This window comes from Micromonospora mirobrigensis (assembly GCF_900091555.1).
Classification (GTDB): Bacteria; Actinomycetota; Actinomycetes; order Mycobacteriales; family Micromonosporaceae; genus Micromonospora; species Micromonospora mirobrigensis.
Genome location: NZ_FMCX01000006.1, coordinates 356,498 through 371,964, shown reverse-complemented (window position 1 = coordinate 371,964; position 15,467 = coordinate 356,498). Strand labels below are relative to the sequence as shown.

Sequence of the window (15,467 nt, the reverse complement as noted above, 5' to 3'; positions counted from 1 at the left end):
ATGCGTTAAGAGGGGGCCCCTCCTTGCACCTCACGGCTCGAACTTGTAGCCCAGGCCGCGCACGGTGACGATGAAGCGGGGCGCGGACGGCTCCGGCTCCACCTTCGACCGCAGCCGCTTGACGTGCACGTCCAGGGTCTTGGTGTCGCCGACGTAGTCGGCCCCCCAGACCCGGTCGATCAGCTGCCCCCGGGTGAGCACCCGGCCGGCGTTGCGCAGCAGCAGCTCCAGCAGCTCGAACTCCTTCAGCGGCAGCTGCACCTGGGCACCCTCGACGGTCACCACGTGCCGCTCGATGTCCATCCGGACCGGGCCGGCGGCCAGCGTCGGGGCGCCCGACTCGGCGGCCTCGGCGGTCTGCCGGCGCAGCACCGCCCGGATCCGGGCCACCAGCTCCCGGGGGGAGTACGGCTTGGTCACGTAGTCGTCGGCGCCGATCTCCAGCCCGACCACCTTGTCGATCTCGCTGTCCCGGGCGGTGACCATGATGATCGGCACGTGCGAGCGCTGCCGCAGCTGCCGGCAGACCTCGGTGCCGGACATCTCCGGCAGCATCAGGTCCAGCAGCACGATGTCCGCACCGGTCCGGTCGAACTCGGTGAGGGCGTCGGTGCCCGTCGCCGCGACGGAGACCTCGAATCCCTCCTTGCGGAGCATGTACGACAGGGCGTCGGAGAACGACTCCTCGTCCTCGACCACCAGAACGCGGCTCAACGGGACTTCCTTTCCATCACGGTCGGTCCTGCCGGGGCTCGGCCGGGCCGGCCTCGATCCCAGCCGACGCCAGTGTCGCCTCCAGGTCGTCCGGGGGACTGGCGGGCAGCCGGAGGGTGAACGTCGAACCACCACCAAGAGTGCTCGACACGTCGACCCGACCGCCATGGTTGCTCGCGATGTGCTTCACGATGGCCAGGCCGAGCCCGGTACCCCCGGTCGCCCGGGACCGGGCCTGGTCGGCCCGGTAGAACCGCTCGAAGATCCGGTCGACCTCGTTCGGGGCGATCCCGATGCCCTGGTCGGCCACGGAGATCTCGACGTGGTCGTCGGTGGGGCGGGCGGTGATCCGGACGGTGGTGTCCTCGCCCGAGTAGTTGATGGCGTTCTCCACCAGGTTGGCCACCGCCGTGGCGAGCTGGCTGTCGCTGCCGTACACGGTGAGGCCCTTGTCACCCTCGACGGCGAGCTGCACCCGGCGGGCGGTGGCCGCGGTCCGGGTCCGGTCGATCACCTCGGCGACCACCCAGTCGACCGCGACGGGCTCCGGCGGCGGCTGCTCCTCGGCGCCCTGCAACCGGGTCAGCTCCAGCAGCTCCTGCACCAGCCGGCCCAGCCGGGTCGACTCGTGCTGGATCCGCTCGGCGAAGCGCCGGGCGGCCACCAGGTCCTCGGGCAGGTCGGTGGGGGTCCCGCCGGGCGGCTCGGTGGCGTCCAGCAGCGCCTCGGCGAGCAGCTGCAACGCGCCGATCGGGGTCTTCAGCTCGTGGCTGACGTTCGCCACGAAGTCCCGACGGACCCGGGCCAGCCGGTGCGACTCGGTCACGTCGGCCGCCTCGACGGCGATGCAGCCGCCGCCGATCCCCATCGCCCGCAGGTGCACGCCGAGCGGGTTCACCCCGGCGCTGTCGCGGCCCCGCGGCAGGTCCAGCTCGATCTCGCGCCGCACGCCGGTGCGGCGCACCTGCCCGGCGAGGGTACGGATCAACGGGTGGGCGGCGATGGATCCGGGCGCGGCACCGGTACGCAGCAGCCCCATCGCCCGGGCCGCCGGGTTGACCAGCACCGGCGCGTCGTCCGGGCCGAGCACCACCACGCCGGCGCGCAGCGAGTCGATCGTCTTGCGGCCGACTCCGGAGAGCCCGGCCTGCGGGTCGTCGGCGATGGTGGCCCTCCCTGACTCCAACCGGGAGACACCGCCTCCCGTCGACGCCTTCCGGCGCCACCACGTGCCCACGGGTCGGGCCAGCAGACCCCCGACGACCAGGCCGGTCACCAGGGCAACCGCCACCACGACCGCCACCGCCCATTCCACCCGGCGATCGTAGGGTCATCGTTAACCTGGGGATCGGCCAGAACGGGACGAACCACTCCCACTTCCGGGAAAGTTCACCTCCGGGCCCCGCGTCGTTCACCCGCGTTCACCTTCGGTCCGCTCCCCCGGCCTACCGTGGGCGGCGCACCTGCTCAACCCCCGTGCGCCGGGACCCGCACCCGTCGGGCCGGCGGCCACCGACGTTCAGGACGTGATGATGCGCGACGAGTTCCGAGCCGACCTCCAGATCGTCAGCCAGCTGCTGGTCGACATGGCCGAGGGGGTCCGCGCCGCCATGGGGCACGCCACCCGGGCCCTGCTCACCGCCGACCGGCAGGCCGCCGAGACGGTGATCGCGCAGGACGCCGAGATCGACGGGCTCTACCGGCACGTCGAGGAGCGGGTCTGCGACCTGCTGGCCCGGCAGGCCCCGGTCGCCTCCGACCTGCGCGCCATGATCACCGCGTTGCACGTCGCCGCCGACATCGAGCGGATGGGCGACCTGGCCGAGCACGTCGCCAAGACGGCGCTGCGCCGCCACCCCTCCCCCGCGGTCCCCGCCGAGCTGCGCGGCGTCTTCACCGACATGGCGGGGATCGCCGACCGGATGGCCGAGAAGATCGGCAGGGTGCTGGCCAAGCCCGACGCCGACCTCGCCGCCGAGCTCGACCGGGACGACGACGCCATGGACGACCTGCACAAGAGCCTGTTCGGGGTGCTGCTGAGCGACGACTGGCCGTACGGGGTGGAGACGGCGATCGACGCGACCCTGTTGGGGCGCTTCTACGAGCGCTTCGCCGACCACGCCGTCAACGCCGGCGAGCACGTCGTCTACCTGATCACCGGCGAGACCGCCTGAGACGACGAAGGGGCCCCTCGTCCACGCGACGAGGGGCCCCTTCCTGCTTCGGGTCAGCGGCCCTGGTTGGCGACCGCGGCGGCGGCCGCCCTGGCGGCCTCCGGGTCGAGGTACGTCCCGCCGAGGACCTGCGGGCGCAGGTCCGGGTTCAGGTCGTAGCGCAGCGGGATCCCGGTGGGGATGTTCAGCTTGGCGATCGCCTCGTCGGAGATCTGGTCGAGGTGCTTGACCAGGGCGCGCAGCGAGTTGCCGTGCGCGGCCACCAGCACCGTCCGACCGGCCAGGATGTCCGGCACGATCGAGTCGTACCAGTAGGGCAGCATCCGCTCGACGACGTCCTTGAGGCACTCGGTGCGCGGCATCAGCTCGGTCGGCAGCAGCGCGTACCGGGGGTCGCCGACCTGCGACCACTCGTCGTCGTCGGCGATCGGCGGGGGCGGGGTGTCGTACGACCGGCGCCAGAGCATGAACTGCTCCTCGCCGTACTCGTCGAGGGTCTGCTTCTTGTTCTTGCCCTGGAGGGCGCCGTAGTGCCGCTCGTTGAGCCGCCACGACCGGCGCACCGCGATCCAGTGCCGGTCGGCGGCGTTGAGCGCCAGTTCGGCGGTGCGGATCGCCCGGCGCATCACGCTGGTGTGCACGACGTCCGGCAGCAGGCCGTGCTCACGCAGCAGCTCGCCGCCGCGCCGGGCCTCGGTCTCCCCCTTGGCCGTCAGGTCGACGTCGACCCAGCCGGTGAAGAGGTTCTTCGCGTTCCAGTCGCTCTCGCCGTGCCGCAGCAGGACCAGCGTCCCGATGGTGGGCCCTTCGCTCGCAGTCATACGGATCATCCTGCCGCACCCGGCCTGCGGACACGCGGGCAGTGGTCGTGACGACCACCACGTGGAAAACCCGATGACCGGCCGGCGGCACCGGCACTAGGTTGTAAGGTGCTCGAACCTGAGCGGTCATTACGGGGAGCGGGGGCACGGCGTGCGGACGATGCGGGGTTGGTTCCGGGACACCACGGGCGGGCTGCCGAGGACCTTCTGGTACCTGTGGACCGGCACCCTGATCAACCGGCTCGGCTCGTTCGTCCTGGTCTTCCTGGCCATCTACCTCACCCAGGCGCGGCACTTCTCCGCCGCCCAGGCCGGCCTGGTGATCGGGCTCTGGGGCGTCGGCGGGGCGGTCGGCACCACCGTCGGCGGCACCCTCACCGACCGCTGGGGGCGGCGGCCCACCCTGCTCACCGCCCACCTCGGCGCGGCCACCATGATGCTGGCCCTCGGTCTGGCCCGACCGCTCTGGGCGGTAGCCGTGGGCGCGCTGCTGCTCGGCATGTTCGCCGAGGCGGCCCGGCCGGCGTTCGGCGCGATGATGATCGACGTGGTGCCGGAGTCCGACCGGTTGCGGGCCTTCTCGCTCAACTACTGGGCGATCAACCTCGGGTTCGCCTGCGCGGCCGTCCTCGCCGGGTTCGCCGCCCAGGCCGGCTACCTGCTGCTCTTCGCGGTCGACGCGGCCACCACCCTGGTCACCGCTCTGATCATCTTCTTCCGGGTGGGCGAGACCCGGACCGTCCAGACCGGCGCCCCCGCCGTCGGCCCCGCCCGCGGCGGCGCGCTGCGTGTGATCGCCACCGACCGGGTCTTCCTCGGCTTCGTGGCGCTCAACCTCTTCGGCGCGCTGGTCTTCCTCCAGCACATCTCGATGCTGCCGATCGCGATGAGCGACGCCGGCCTCTCCCCGGCGACCTACGGCTCGGTGATCGCGCTGAACGGCCTGCTGATCGTGGCCGGGCAGCTCTTCGTGCCCCGGCTCATCCGCGGCCGCAGCCGCTCCCACGTGCTCGCCCTGGCGGCCGTGGTGATGGGCGTCGGCTTCGGGCTGACCGCGCTCGCCGACACCGCCTGGTTCTACGGCCTGACCGTGCTGATCTGGACCCTCGGCGAGATGCTCAACTCGCCGTCGAACGCCACGCTGATCGCCGAGCTCTCCCCCGCCGAGCTGCGCGGTCGCTACCAGGGCGCCTTCTCCCTCTCCTGGCAGATCGCCGGTGCCGCCGCCCCGATCCTCGGCGGCCTGGTCCGGGAACACGCCGGCGACCGCGCGCTCTGGCTGGGCTGCCTGGTCATCGGTCTGCTGATGGCCGCCGGCCACCTGATCTCCGGCCCGGCCCGGGAACGCCGGGCCAGCCGGCTCCGCACCCCCGCCACCCCGGTCGAGCCGGTCACCGCCCGCCGGGCGCCGGTCCCGGAGGTGGCCGAGGCCGCCGCCATCGCACCCGCCGAGCCGGTCAAGGTCCGCGCCACCACCTGAGTACGACCCGCAGGGCGCCGCCAGTTGCCGCGCCCCGGGGTCTGGTCGCGGGCGAGACGGGTTGGGCATAGGGTCGAAGGGAAGTAGTTAGGAAACTTTCCGGAGGGTCGGGTGCGGGTCGCGTGGGGTCGGCTGCACGGCGGCCCGGGGCGGCTCCCCGCCGTCTTCTGGTACCTCTGGGCCGGCCTGCTGATCAACCGTGCCGGCGCGTTCGCCGTGCTCTTCCTGTCGCTCTACCTCACCGACGCTCGGGGCACCTCACCTGCGGCCGCGGGGGCGGTGGTGGGGGCGTACGGCGCGGGCGGGGCCGCCGGGGTGCTGCTCGGCGGGGTGCTGGCCGACCGGTGGGGGCGCCGGGCCACCCTGCTCGCCGCCCACCTCGCGGCCACCGGCCTGATGGTCGGGCTGGCGTTCAGCGAACAGCTGGCGGTGATCGCCGTCCTGGCGGCTTCGCTCGGGGTGGCGCACTCCATGCCGGGCCCGGCCTTCGTCGCCGCGATCGTCGACGTGGTCCCCGAGGACCGCCGCGCGTACGCCTTCAACCTCCAGTTCTGGGCGTTCAACCTCGGCATGGCGGTCGCCTCGCTGCTGGCCGGGATGCTGGCCGAGGCGAGCTTCGTGGCGCTGTTCCTGCTCGACGCCGCCGCCACGCTGGCCGCCGCCCTGGTGATCGCCGCGAAGGTGCCGGAGACGCTGGCTCGGCCGGTCGGCCTCCCGGCGCCTGACCGGGGCCGTGGACGACCGGGGCTGGCCACCGCGCTCACCGACCGGATCTTCCTGGTCTTCGTCGGGCTGACGTTCCTGCTCGCGGTGCTCACCATGCAGACCTCGACGATCATGCCGCTGGCGATGCGCGCGGACGGGCTGCGGCCCTCGGCGTACGGGCTGGTGGTGGCCCTCGGCGGGGCGTTGATCGTGCTCGGGCAGCTCTTCGTGCCCCGGCTGATCGCGCCGTACCGGCAGGCGCACGTGCTGAGCGTGGCCACCGCACTGATGGCCCTGGGTTTCGGTGCCCTGACGTTGGCCGACCGGCTCTGGGCGTACCTTGGGGCGGCGGTGGTGTGGACGGCCGGTTCGATGCTCGCGGCGCCGCCCAACGCGCAGATCAACGCCGACCTCGCGCCGCCCGGACTGCGCGGGCGTTACCAGGCGGTCTTCTACCTGACCTTCCCGGCGGCCTCGTTCGTCGCGCCCGCACTGGGCGGGGTCAGCCTCCAGCTCCTCGGCGACGGGCACTGGCTCGTGGTGGGCGCGCTGGGGTTGACTGCCGCGGTCGGTCATCTGCTCGCCGGGCCGGCTCGGGAACGCCGGGTCGCCACGCTGCGGGCGGCCCCGGAACGGACTCCGGACGCCCCGGTGGGCAGCTGACCGGCACCACGACGTTGGCCGGAAACGGGCGAGCGCCCACCCCGACCCCCGTCGTGGTGGACGCTCGCCCGGTACACCCGGCGGCGGCGGGCGACACTCACCCCCGTAAGCGTCGCCCGCTCGCGCCGCCGGTACCACGGGTGGCACCGTCCCCCAACGGTGTGCTCCACCCGTTCCTTGCGCCTCGCCTGGTGCACGGATCTGATCGATCCGCCGCTCCCCCGAACGTTTCCAAGCGTGGCGCGGTGCAATAAAGTTAGTTCGCCCCGGATTCCGGATTCAACCTGGATCACTGTCTCGCCGGTCACAGCGCCGGCGTCCGGATCACGCTCCCGGCATCTCCGGATCCTCGTCGGGCAACAGCGTCTACCCGTCGGGGATTCCCGCAAACACTCAGGCGTCGGCCCGATCGGGTGACTCCGTACGGAAGAAATTGCTCTGCCGGCCGTCGCGCAGCTGCTCCTGGTAGATCAGGTTCAGCCGGCGCGCGTCGAAGGTCCGGAACCAGTCGTCCCAGCTGATCTCCCGGATCCGGCTGCTTTCCCGATAGCCCGGAATGTTGAAGGTCAGCACCCCCGGCCGGCCTTCCCGCTCGGTGCCGGCGATGGTCGCCGGCCTGGCGCTGCGGGCCCGCGCCCAGCGCTGGATCACCTCGTGGTTCGCCGTCACCAGGCTCCGGCCCGGCCGCTCCGGCTGGTCCGCGACCGAGGTGATCTGCTGCGAGGAGCTCGCCGAACGGGCCGTCAACCTCCCGGTCCGCACGCCGGTTCGGGTGGGTGCCGTCGTGAGCGCCGCGCTGCCGACCGTGGTGCTCGGCTGCTGCGCCGGCTGCGCAAGCTCGACGCGGGACGGTGCTGCCGCAGCCGGGGGCGGAGTCGCTGTCGCCCGCACCGGTGCGGTCCTGGCCCGACTCGGCGCGGCCGCCTTCGACGGCGCAGCCTTGGCCTTCGACGGGGCAGCCTTGGCCCTGGACGGCGCCGCCTTCGCCCGCGACGGAGTCGCCTTGGCCTTCGACGGCGCGGCCTTCGCCTTCGACGGAGTCGCCTTGGCTCGGGACGGCGTCGACTTCGCGCGCGACGGTGCCGCCTTCGCCCGGCTGGTCGTCGCCTTGGCCCGGGTGGGAGCCGGAGCGGCCTTCTTCCGCGCCGCGCTCGTACGCTTCGCGGTACCCGTCGTCTTCCTGGTCGCGGACGCCCGTCCCGCCGGCCCGGTGGCCTTGCGGGCGGCGCCGCCCTGGCGTCCCTCGGAACGCAGCGTCCGGGCCAGCGTCTTCACCAACTCGGGCTTGCGCAGCGCCGAGATGCCGGAGACCCCCCGGCGGCGCAGCTGGCCCCGGATGTCGGCCACCCGCATCCGGGAGATCTCCGACTCGGAGACGCCCGGGGTGTTCGGGCTCTGGTTGCCCGCCTGCCGTTTGGTCCTGGTCGCAGTCGCGCCGCGACCTGAGCTGTTCCGCTGAGCCATGTCACGCTCCTCGACAGTCCGTCCTCGGCCGCGGTCGGTCCCAGTGCCGCACCGCGCGGTGCGGCATACCCGTCAGGACGGGTCCGAACCACCGGAGGCGGCGGGCGCCGGATCGGCCCGCGGGCCGGCGCCGGAGGGCTCGAAGAGGTGCGCGAACGCGGCGAGGTTGGCGGTGGACTCCCCGCGCTTGACCCGCCACTCCCACTCGCGCCGGATCGACGTGCCGAAGCCGATCTCCAGCATCGTGTCGAACGACTCGTCGGCGTACGTCAGCACGGCTCCGAGCAGCCGATCCAGCTCGTCGGCGTCCACCCCGCCCAGGTTGACCCGACCAGTGAGGTAGACGTCGCCGACGGCGTCGATCGAGAACGACACCCCGTACATCCGGGCGTTGCGCTGGAGCAGCCAGGCCCAGAGCTCCTCGCGGCGCTCGTCCGGCTGGCGCATCACGAACGCCTCGACCCGCAGTGCGTGCTCACCCACGATCAGGTTGCAGACCGTCTTCAGCTTGTGGGTGCCGGGCAGGGTGACCGCGTACGACCCCTCGCCGGTCGCCTCCCACTCCAGCTCCCGCTCGGCGCAGACCGACTCGATCAGGGCCGCGACTTCGCTCTTCGCGCTCATCCGGACCACTCTACGGTCGACGCCCGCCCGTCGCCCGACGTGCGGCGGCTCGGGGGCCGACAGCCGGGTGTCGCCGGCCGACCGGTGTTAACAGGGGGCCCCTGCTATACCGGAGGCGTTAATAAGGGGCCCTTCCTTGCACCTCACCAGGAGCAGGAGAGGGCGGCGTCGCCGGCCAGCTGGGTGGCGAACCGGCTCCGGTGCTCGGCGATCGCCTCGCCGTAGACGGCGAGCAGCCCGGAGACCGTGCGCTGCCAGGAAAAGTTGCGGGCATGCCGCTCGGCGCCCCGGGACAGCTCGACCCGGCGGCCCCGGTCCGGCAGCAGCCGGGAGAGCGTACGGGCCCAGTCGTCCGGGTCGTGGCTGTCGACGAGCACGCCGCTGACCCCGTCCCGGACGGCGGTGACCAGGCCACCGCGGGCGGCGGCGACGACCGGGGTGCCGCAGGCCTGCGCCTCCAGCGCCACCAGCCCGAACGACTCGTTGTGCGAGGGCACCGCCACCACGTCGGCGGCCCGGTACAGCGCCGGCAGGTCGTCGCCGGTGCGCGGCGGCAGGAAACACACCCGGTCGGTGACGCCCAGCGAGGCGGCCAGCTCGATCAGGGCGGTCGGCCGGTCCAGGCCGCTGCCGCTGGGGCCGCCGCAGATCACCACGGTCACCTGGTCGGCGAGCCGGGGGTCGCGCCGCCGCAGCGCGGCCACCGCCCGGATCAGCACGTCGGGGGCCTTGAGCGGTTGGATCCGGCCGACGAAGGCCACCACGTACCCGTCGGTGGGCAGCCCCAGCCGGCGGCGGGCGGCGAGCGCCGCGGCCTGCCGGTCCCCGGCGGGCGGGCGGAACCGGTCCAGGTCGACGCCGGGCTCCACCACCGCGACCCGGTCCGGGTCGGCGTCGTACCGGTCGAGCAGGTCGCGGGCCTCGACCCGGGTGTTGGCGACCAGCCGGTCGGCCTCGGCGACCACCTGCTCCTCGCCGATCACCCGGGCCTTCGGTTCGGGCCGGTCACCGACGGCGAGCTGGCTGTTCTTCACCTTGGCCAGGGTGTGCGCGGTGTGCACCAGCGGCACGCCCCAACGCTCCTTGGCCAGCCAGCCGACCTGGCCGGAGAGCCAGTAGTGCGAGTGGATCAGGTCGTAGTGGCCGGGCGGCCGGGCCGCCTCGGCGCGCAGCACGCCGGCGGTGAAGGCGCAGAGCTGGCCGGGCAGCTCCTCCTTGGTCAGCCCCTCCAGGGGCCCGGAGGTGATGTGCCGGACGTGCACGCCGGGCGCCATCTCGACCACCGGGGGCAGGTCACCGGAGGTGGCCCGGGTGAAGATCTCCACCTCGACGTCGGCCTCGGCCAGCCGGCGGGCCACCTCGAGGATGTAGACGTTCATCCCGCCCGCGTCGCCGGTCCCCGGCTGGTGCAGCGGTGAGGTGTGCACCGACAGGGTGGCGATGCGCCGGGGCCGGGGCCACGGGAGGGCACCTCGCTGACGACCGACACCGGTGTGCTGTTCCGCCACGTCCGCTCCTCTTGTCACGGTTGATGCCGTCCCGCACGACCGGCGCTTCTCGGTCAACCTCTACGCCGGATGTCATCTTCCCCATCGGGCTTCGGAAATGCGCACGGGCGGGGCGCCGGGCGTGACGGACCTCATCCCGGGCGGGCCCGGACCGGCCGCGCGGGACGGTCGGGGCGGGGGCGAGAATGGTCCGATGACCTCAGTCGCGATCGTCACCGGCGCCTCCAGCGGGATCGGGGCGGCCACCGCCCGCCGGCTCGCCGCCGAGGGCTTCCACGTGCTCGCCGCCGCGCGGCGTACCGACCGGCTGACCGGCCTGGTCGCCGAGATCGAGGCGGCCGGCGGCACCGCCACCGCGGTCGGCTGCGACGTCACGTCGGACGAGTCGGTGGCCGGCCTGGCCGCCGCGGCGGCCGCCGCGCCCGGACCGGTCACCCTGCTGGTGAACAACGCCGGCGGCGCGCGCGGGCTGGACCCGGTCGAGTCCGGTGCGGTCGGCGACTGGCAGTGGATGTACGACGTCAACGTGCTCGGCACGCTCCGGGTCACCCAGGCGCTGCTGCCGGCGCTGGAGGCGTCCGGCGCGGGCACCATCGTGATCGTCAGCTCCACGGCGGGCTTCACCCCGTACGAGGGCGGTGGCGGCTACGTCGCGGCCAAGCACGCGCAGACCGCCATGGCCGGCACGCTGCGCCTGGAGCTCTCCGGCCGGCCGGTGCGGGTGATCGAGATCGACCCCGGCATGGTGAAGACCGACGAGTTCGGCCTGGTCCGCTTCGGTGGCGACGCGGAGAAGGCCGCGGCCGTCTACGCCGGGGTCGCCGAGCCGCTGGTCGCCGACGACGTGGCGGACTGCATCGCCTGGTGCGCCACCCGACCGCACCACGTCAACGTGGACCGGCTGGTGGTCCGCCCGCTGGCCCAGGCCGCCCAGCACAAGGTGCACCGGGTCGGCCAGTGAGGCGCGAGGAGTGGGCCCGGCGGTGAGACCGCAGGGGGTCGTCACCCGGGGCACGACCAACCCGAACCGGCTCCGGCGGGTGGACAACTGGATCGTGCGTACCTGCGGCGACCGGCTCCGGGACGCGGCCGACCCGCTGGTGGTCGACCTGGGCTACGGCGCCACCCCGGTCACCGCAGTCGAGCTGCGGGCCCGGCTGGCCGCCCGGGTACGCCCCGACGTCCGGCTGGTCGGCCTGGAGATCGACCCGGCGCGGGTGGCCGCCGCCGCACCGGTCGCCGACCCGCCCCGGCTCACCTTCGCCCGGGGCGGGTTCGAGCTGACCGGTCTGCGTCCCGCCCTGGTCCGCGCGTTCAACGTGCTGCGCCAGTACGACGAGAGCGAGGTCCCGGCCGCCTGGGCGACCGTCACCGACCGGCTGGCCCCCGGTGGCGTGCTGGTCGAGGGGACCTGCGACGAACTGGGCCGGCTCGGCAGCTGGGTGCTGCTCGACGCGGCGGGCCCGCGCACCCTGACCCTCGCCGCGAAGCTGACCACCCTGACCAGCCCCGCCGAGCTGGCCGAACGCCTGCCCAAGGCCCTGATCCACCGCAACGTGCCCGGCGAGCGGATCCACGACCTGATCCGCGCCCTGGACGACGCCTGGCAGGCCGCCGCCGGCTACGCCCCCTTCGGCCCCCGCCACCGCTGGGTGGCGACGGTCACCGCCGTCAAACAGTCCGGCTGGCCGATCGAGGGCCGCCCCCACCACTGGCGCCGCGGCGAACTCACCCTCCCCTGGCCCACCGTAATCCCCACCTCGACGCGTTGATCATGAAGTTAGCGGCAGTTTTGGAGATCCACTTCGCCGCTAACTTCATGATCAACGGGGTTCGGCCGGGTGGGGCGGGTCAGATGGTGCAGTTGATGAGGACGGGTTCGGGGTGGAGGGTCACGCCGAAGCGGGCGTGGACGCCGTCTCTGATCTCCCTGGCCAGGGTTACCAGGGCGGCGGTGCTGGTGCCGCCGGCGCGGTTGGTCAGGGCCAGGGTGTGCTTGGTGGAGATGGCGGTCCCCTCCGGACCGGGGTGGCCCTTGGCGAAACCGGCCTTGTCGATCAGCCAGGCTGCGCTGACCTTGACCAGGTCGCCGGGGCAGGGCCAGGAGGGCGGCTCGGCGATGTCGGCGGCCCGCGCGCGGAGCAGCTCGTACGCCTCGCGGTCCAGCACCGGGTTGGTGAAGAACGAGCCGACCGACCAGGTGTCCGGGTCGGCGGCGTCCAGCACCATGCCCTTGCCGGCGCGCAGCCGCAGCACGGTGGCCCGGGCGTCGGCCAGCGGCACCCGGCCACCGACCTCGACGCCGAGGGACCGGGCCAGCTCGGCGTAGCGGACCGGGCCGGAGAGCGGCGAGCGGGCCAGCCGGAAGTCGACCGAGAGCACCACCCACCGGTCGCTGTACTTGAAGATGCTCGACCGGTACGCGAAGCCGCAGTCCGCCGCGTCGATCCGGCCGACGGTGCCGTCGGTGCGGTCGTACACCTGGACGCCGACGATGGTCTCGGCGACCTCCTGGCCGTACGCGCCGACGTTCTGGATGGGGGTGGCGCCGGCCGATCCGGGGATGCCGGAGAGGCACTCCACGCCGGACCAGCCGTTGGCGACGGTGGCGGCGACCAGGTCGTCCCACGGCTCGCCGGCCTCGACGCGTACGGTGACGGTCCCGGCGTCCTCGGCGACCACCCGCAGGCCCCGGGAGCGGACCAGCACGACCGTGCCGGGGAAGCCCTGGTCCCCGATCACGACGTTGCTGCCCCCCGCGAGAATGAGGACGGGTTCGTCCCGCTGCTGCGCCTGGCGCACCTTGTGTACGATTTCGTCGGCGCTGGCGGCGGTGACCAGCCGGCCCGCCGGTCCACCCAGGCGCAGGGTGGTGTACCGGGCCAGCGGGTCACCGTTCGGGCGGGCGTCGGCTGTCGGATGGGCGTAGACGTCTGACACGCCTTTCACCCTAGGCTGAGGGGCAGCCGCGGCACCCACTGGTGGCCGGGTCACCCCCGGGAGGAATGGCGATGAGCAGACTGCAGGGCAGCAAGGACTTCTGGATCGGCGCGCTGCGGGTGGAGGGCCCGGCGTTCGCCGCCGCCGCGGCCGAGGCCCCGCCGGAGACGCCGGTGCTCTCCTGTCCCGGCTGGACGGTCACCGATCTCACCCTGCACCTCACCCGGGCGTACACGTGGGCGCAGACCGCGGTGAACGCGGGCACCGCCACCAGGCCGGAGCGGCACGACCCGGAGCTGCCGGCCGGACTGACCCCGGCGCAGTGGTACCGCCAGGAGTACGACCGGCTGATGGCGCTCTTCGACGGGCTGGACCCGGAGGCGCCGGCGTGGAACTTCGCGCCGCAGCCGAAGCGGGCTGGCTTCTGGCCCCGCCGGATGGCGCTGGAGACCGCGGTGCACCGTTGGGACGCGCAGCTCGCCATCGCCGCGGGCGAGCCGATCGAGGCGAAGCTCGCCGCCGACGGGGTGAGCGAGGTGCTGGACACCTGGCTGCCGGCCGGCCGACGGGTCAAGCCCGGGCAGTGGCACGGGGTGGTGCAGCTGACCGCGACGGACGCCGCGCAGGACTGGTTCCTCCGGCTGCGCGGCGAGGGGGTGGCGCTGCTGGACACCGCCACCATCCTCGACCACGACGACCACCACGCCCGGGCGCAGGTCACCGGCACGGCCAGCGACCTGCTGCTCGCCCTGATGGGCCGGGTCAGCTTCGACACGGTCGGGGTCGCCGGCGACCGCGGCCTGCTCGACGGGCTCCGGGTGGGCTGACCCGCCGCCGTACCGCTCGACGCCGCCTCCGGGGTGGCCCGCCTGACCGGCGGGCCACCCCGGAGGCGTTCGGGGGTCTTCGGTAACTGTCTGAGAGCGCTCTCTTGACAGAACCGGAGGCAGCCACCACCCTTTCGTGAGAGCGCTCTCTCAGTTCGCGGCACCACCTCCACCACCCACAGACTCAGAGGGGTCAGATAAGAGATGGCAACCTTCTCGCGCCGTCGCCTCGCGGCGGTCGCCCTCGTCGCGGCCACCGCCCTGCTCTCCACCACCGCGTGCGGCGGTGGCGACGACGACGATGCCGGCGCCGGCGGTCCGGTCACGCTGACCGTCGACACGTTCGGCCAGTTCGGCTACGAAGAGCTCTACAAGGAATACATGGCCAGCCACCCCGACGTGAAGATCGTCGAGCGGGGCACCGGCAGCAACCTCGACGAGTACTCCCCGAAGCTGACCCAGTGGCTGGCGGCCGGGAAGGGCGCCGGCGACATCGTCGCGATCGAGGAGGGTCTGCTGGTCGAGTACAAGGCCAACCCGCAGAACTTCGTGAACCTGCTCGACCACGGCGCCGCCGACCTCAAGGGCAACTTCCTCGACTGGAAGTGGAACCAGGGCCTGACCGCCGACGGCAAGCAGCTGATCGGCCTCGGCACCGACGTCGGCGGCATGGCGATGTGCTACCGCAAGGACCTCTTCGCCAAGGCCGGCCTGCCCACCGAGCGGGACCAGGTCTCCAAGCTCTGGCCCACCTGGCAGGACTACATCAAGGTCGGCGAGCAGTTCAAGGCGAAGAACACCGGGGCCTCGTTCCTGGACGCCGCCACCAACACGTTCAACACCATCCTGCTCCAGACCGCCGGCAACACCTCCGGCTACAGCTACTACGACACCAACGACAACCTGGTCGTCGACAGCAACCCGGCGGTCAAGCAGGCGTACGACACCACCATGGACATCATCGACTCCGGGCTGTCCGGCAAGTACGGCTCCTGGTCGGAGGAGTGGGTCTCGGCCTTCAAGCAGTCGAAGTTCGCCACCATCGCCTGCCCGGCCTGGCTGACCGGGGTCATCGAGGGTAACGCCGGCCCGGCCGGCAAGGGCAAGTGGGACGTCGCCGACGTTCCCGGTGACGGCGGCAACTGGGGTGGCTCGTTCCTCGCCGTGCCGAAGCAGAGCAAGCACCAGGCCGAGGCCATCGAGCTGGTCAAGTTCCTGACCAGCGCCAAGGGCCAGATCGGGGCGTTCAAGGCCAAGGGCGCGCTGCCGTCCTCGCCGCAGGCGCTCCAGGACCCGGCGATCGTCGACTCGCAGAACGCGTACTTCTCCGGCGCCCCGGTCGGCAAGATCTTCGCCGCCGGCGCCAAGGACCTGAAGCCGGTCTACATGGGCCCGAAGAACCAGGCCGTACGCACCGAGGTGGAGAACGCCGTCCGCACCGTCGAGTTGGGGCAGCGCAGCCCCGAACAGGGTTGGACCGACGCGGTGACCAACGCCAAGAAGGCCGCCGCCAAGTAGCGGAGAAGCCAGGCGTGCGGGCGGGCCCC

At 73.0% G+C, this 15,467-nt stretch carries 14 protein-coding genes; 7 read left to right on the top strand and 7 right to left on the bottom strand.

Annotated features, from left to right (window positions below):
• Positions 1–30: 30 nt before the first annotated feature.
• Entirely contained in the window at positions 31–714 is a 684-nt protein-coding gene (locus GA0070564_RS21445) for a response regulator transcription factor (RefSeq protein WP_091611380.1), read from the bottom strand.
• 16 nt (positions 715–730) lie between these two features.
• Positions 731–1,951, bottom strand: a complete 1,221-nt coding sequence (locus GA0070564_RS21440) for a sensor histidine kinase (RefSeq protein ID WP_425412510.1) — start codon at positions 1,949–1,951, stop codon at positions 731–733.
• Between the two features lie 295 nt (positions 1,952–2,246).
• Here GA0070564_RS21440 and phoU point away from each other — a divergent pair, with 295 nt between their 5' ends.
• Positions 2,247–2,888, top strand: coding sequence for a phosphate signaling complex protein PhoU (gene phoU / locus GA0070564_RS21435; RefSeq protein WP_091611689.1), 642 nt, complete (start codon positions 2,247–2,249; stop codon positions 2,886–2,888).
• A 53-nt stretch (positions 2,889–2,941) separates the two neighbouring features.
• Here phoU and GA0070564_RS21430 read toward each other — a convergent pair whose 3' ends face one another.
• The gene (locus GA0070564_RS21430) at positions 2,942–3,709 is read right to left on the bottom strand and encodes a phosphoglyceromutase (RefSeq protein ID WP_091611376.1); all 768 of its coding nucleotides are present in this window, start codon (positions 3,707–3,709) and stop codon (positions 2,942–2,944) included.
• A 151-nt stretch (positions 3,710–3,860) separates the two neighbouring features.
• Between GA0070564_RS21430 and GA0070564_RS21425 the strand changes: the two genes are divergently transcribed.
• Together GA0070564_RS21425 and GA0070564_RS21420 are read left to right on the top strand one after the other, a co-directional pair.
• On the top strand, positions 3,861–5,189 hold the full coding sequence (locus GA0070564_RS21425; protein ID WP_091611374.1) for an MDR family MFS transporter: 1,329 nt from the start codon (positions 3,861–3,863) through the stop codon (positions 5,187–5,189).
• A gap of 111 nt (positions 5,190–5,300) precedes the next feature.
• Complete coding sequence (locus GA0070564_RS21420; protein ID WP_091611371.1) at positions 5,301–6,557, top strand: MFS transporter; 1,257 nt, start codon at positions 5,301–5,303, stop codon at positions 6,555–6,557.
• 393 nt (positions 6,558–6,950) lie between these two features.
• Here the strand turns inward: GA0070564_RS21420 and GA0070564_RS30385 are convergent, their stop codons facing one another.
• The 3 genes from GA0070564_RS30385 to mshA all read right to left on the bottom strand — a co-directional run bounded on the left by GA0070564_RS30385 (position 6,951) and on the right by mshA (position 10,153).
• A complete protein-coding gene (locus GA0070564_RS30385) occupies positions 6,951–7,910 on the bottom strand; it encodes a hypothetical protein (protein ID WP_342672569.1) in 960 nt (319 codons plus the stop codon).
• A gap of 183 nt (positions 7,911–8,093) precedes the next feature.
• Complete coding sequence (locus GA0070564_RS21410) at positions 8,094–8,645, bottom strand: type III secretion system chaperone family protein (protein WP_091611365.1); 552 nt, start codon at positions 8,643–8,645, stop codon at positions 8,094–8,096.
• Between the two features lie 143 nt (positions 8,646–8,788).
• Positions 8,789–10,153, bottom strand: a complete 1,365-nt coding sequence (mshA, locus tag GA0070564_RS21405) for a D-inositol-3-phosphate glycosyltransferase (protein WP_091611361.1) — start codon at positions 10,151–10,153, stop codon at positions 8,789–8,791.
• A 193-nt stretch (positions 10,154–10,346) separates the two neighbouring features.
• On the opposite strand from mshA, the gene GA0070564_RS21400 reads away from it, so the two are divergent.
• Together GA0070564_RS21400 and GA0070564_RS21395 are read left to right on the top strand one after the other, a co-directional pair.
• Positions 10,347–11,114 carry an SDR family NAD(P)-dependent oxidoreductase gene (locus GA0070564_RS21400; protein WP_091611356.1) on the top strand — a complete coding sequence of 256 codons (768 nt, stop codon included), beginning with the start codon at positions 10,347–10,349 and terminating at the stop codon, positions 11,112–11,114.
• A gap of 22 nt (positions 11,115–11,136) precedes the next feature.
• Entirely contained in the window at positions 11,137–11,925 is a 789-nt protein-coding gene (locus tag GA0070564_RS21395; protein WP_245670133.1) for a class I SAM-dependent methyltransferase, read from the top strand.
• A gap of 79 nt (positions 11,926–12,004) precedes the next feature.
• On the opposite strand, the gene GA0070564_RS21390 is transcribed toward GA0070564_RS21395, so the two are convergent.
• Positions 12,005–13,039 carry a UDP-N-acetylmuramate dehydrogenase gene (locus tag GA0070564_RS21390; protein ID WP_425412508.1) on the bottom strand — a complete coding sequence of 345 codons (1,035 nt, stop codon included), beginning with the start codon at positions 13,037–13,039 and terminating at the stop codon, positions 12,005–12,007.
• Between the two features lie 125 nt (positions 13,040–13,164).
• Between GA0070564_RS21390 and GA0070564_RS21385 the strand changes: the two genes are divergently transcribed.
• A complete protein-coding gene (locus tag GA0070564_RS21385; protein WP_091611346.1) occupies positions 13,165–13,920 on the top strand; it encodes a maleylpyruvate isomerase N-terminal domain-containing protein in 756 nt (251 codons plus the stop codon).
• 204 nt (positions 13,921–14,124) lie between these two features.
• Positions 14,125–15,438, top strand: coding sequence for an ABC transporter substrate-binding protein (locus GA0070564_RS21380; protein ID WP_091611343.1), 1,314 nt, complete (start codon positions 14,125–14,127; stop codon positions 15,436–15,438).
• The last annotated feature ends 29 nt before the right edge of the window (positions 15,439–15,467 follow it).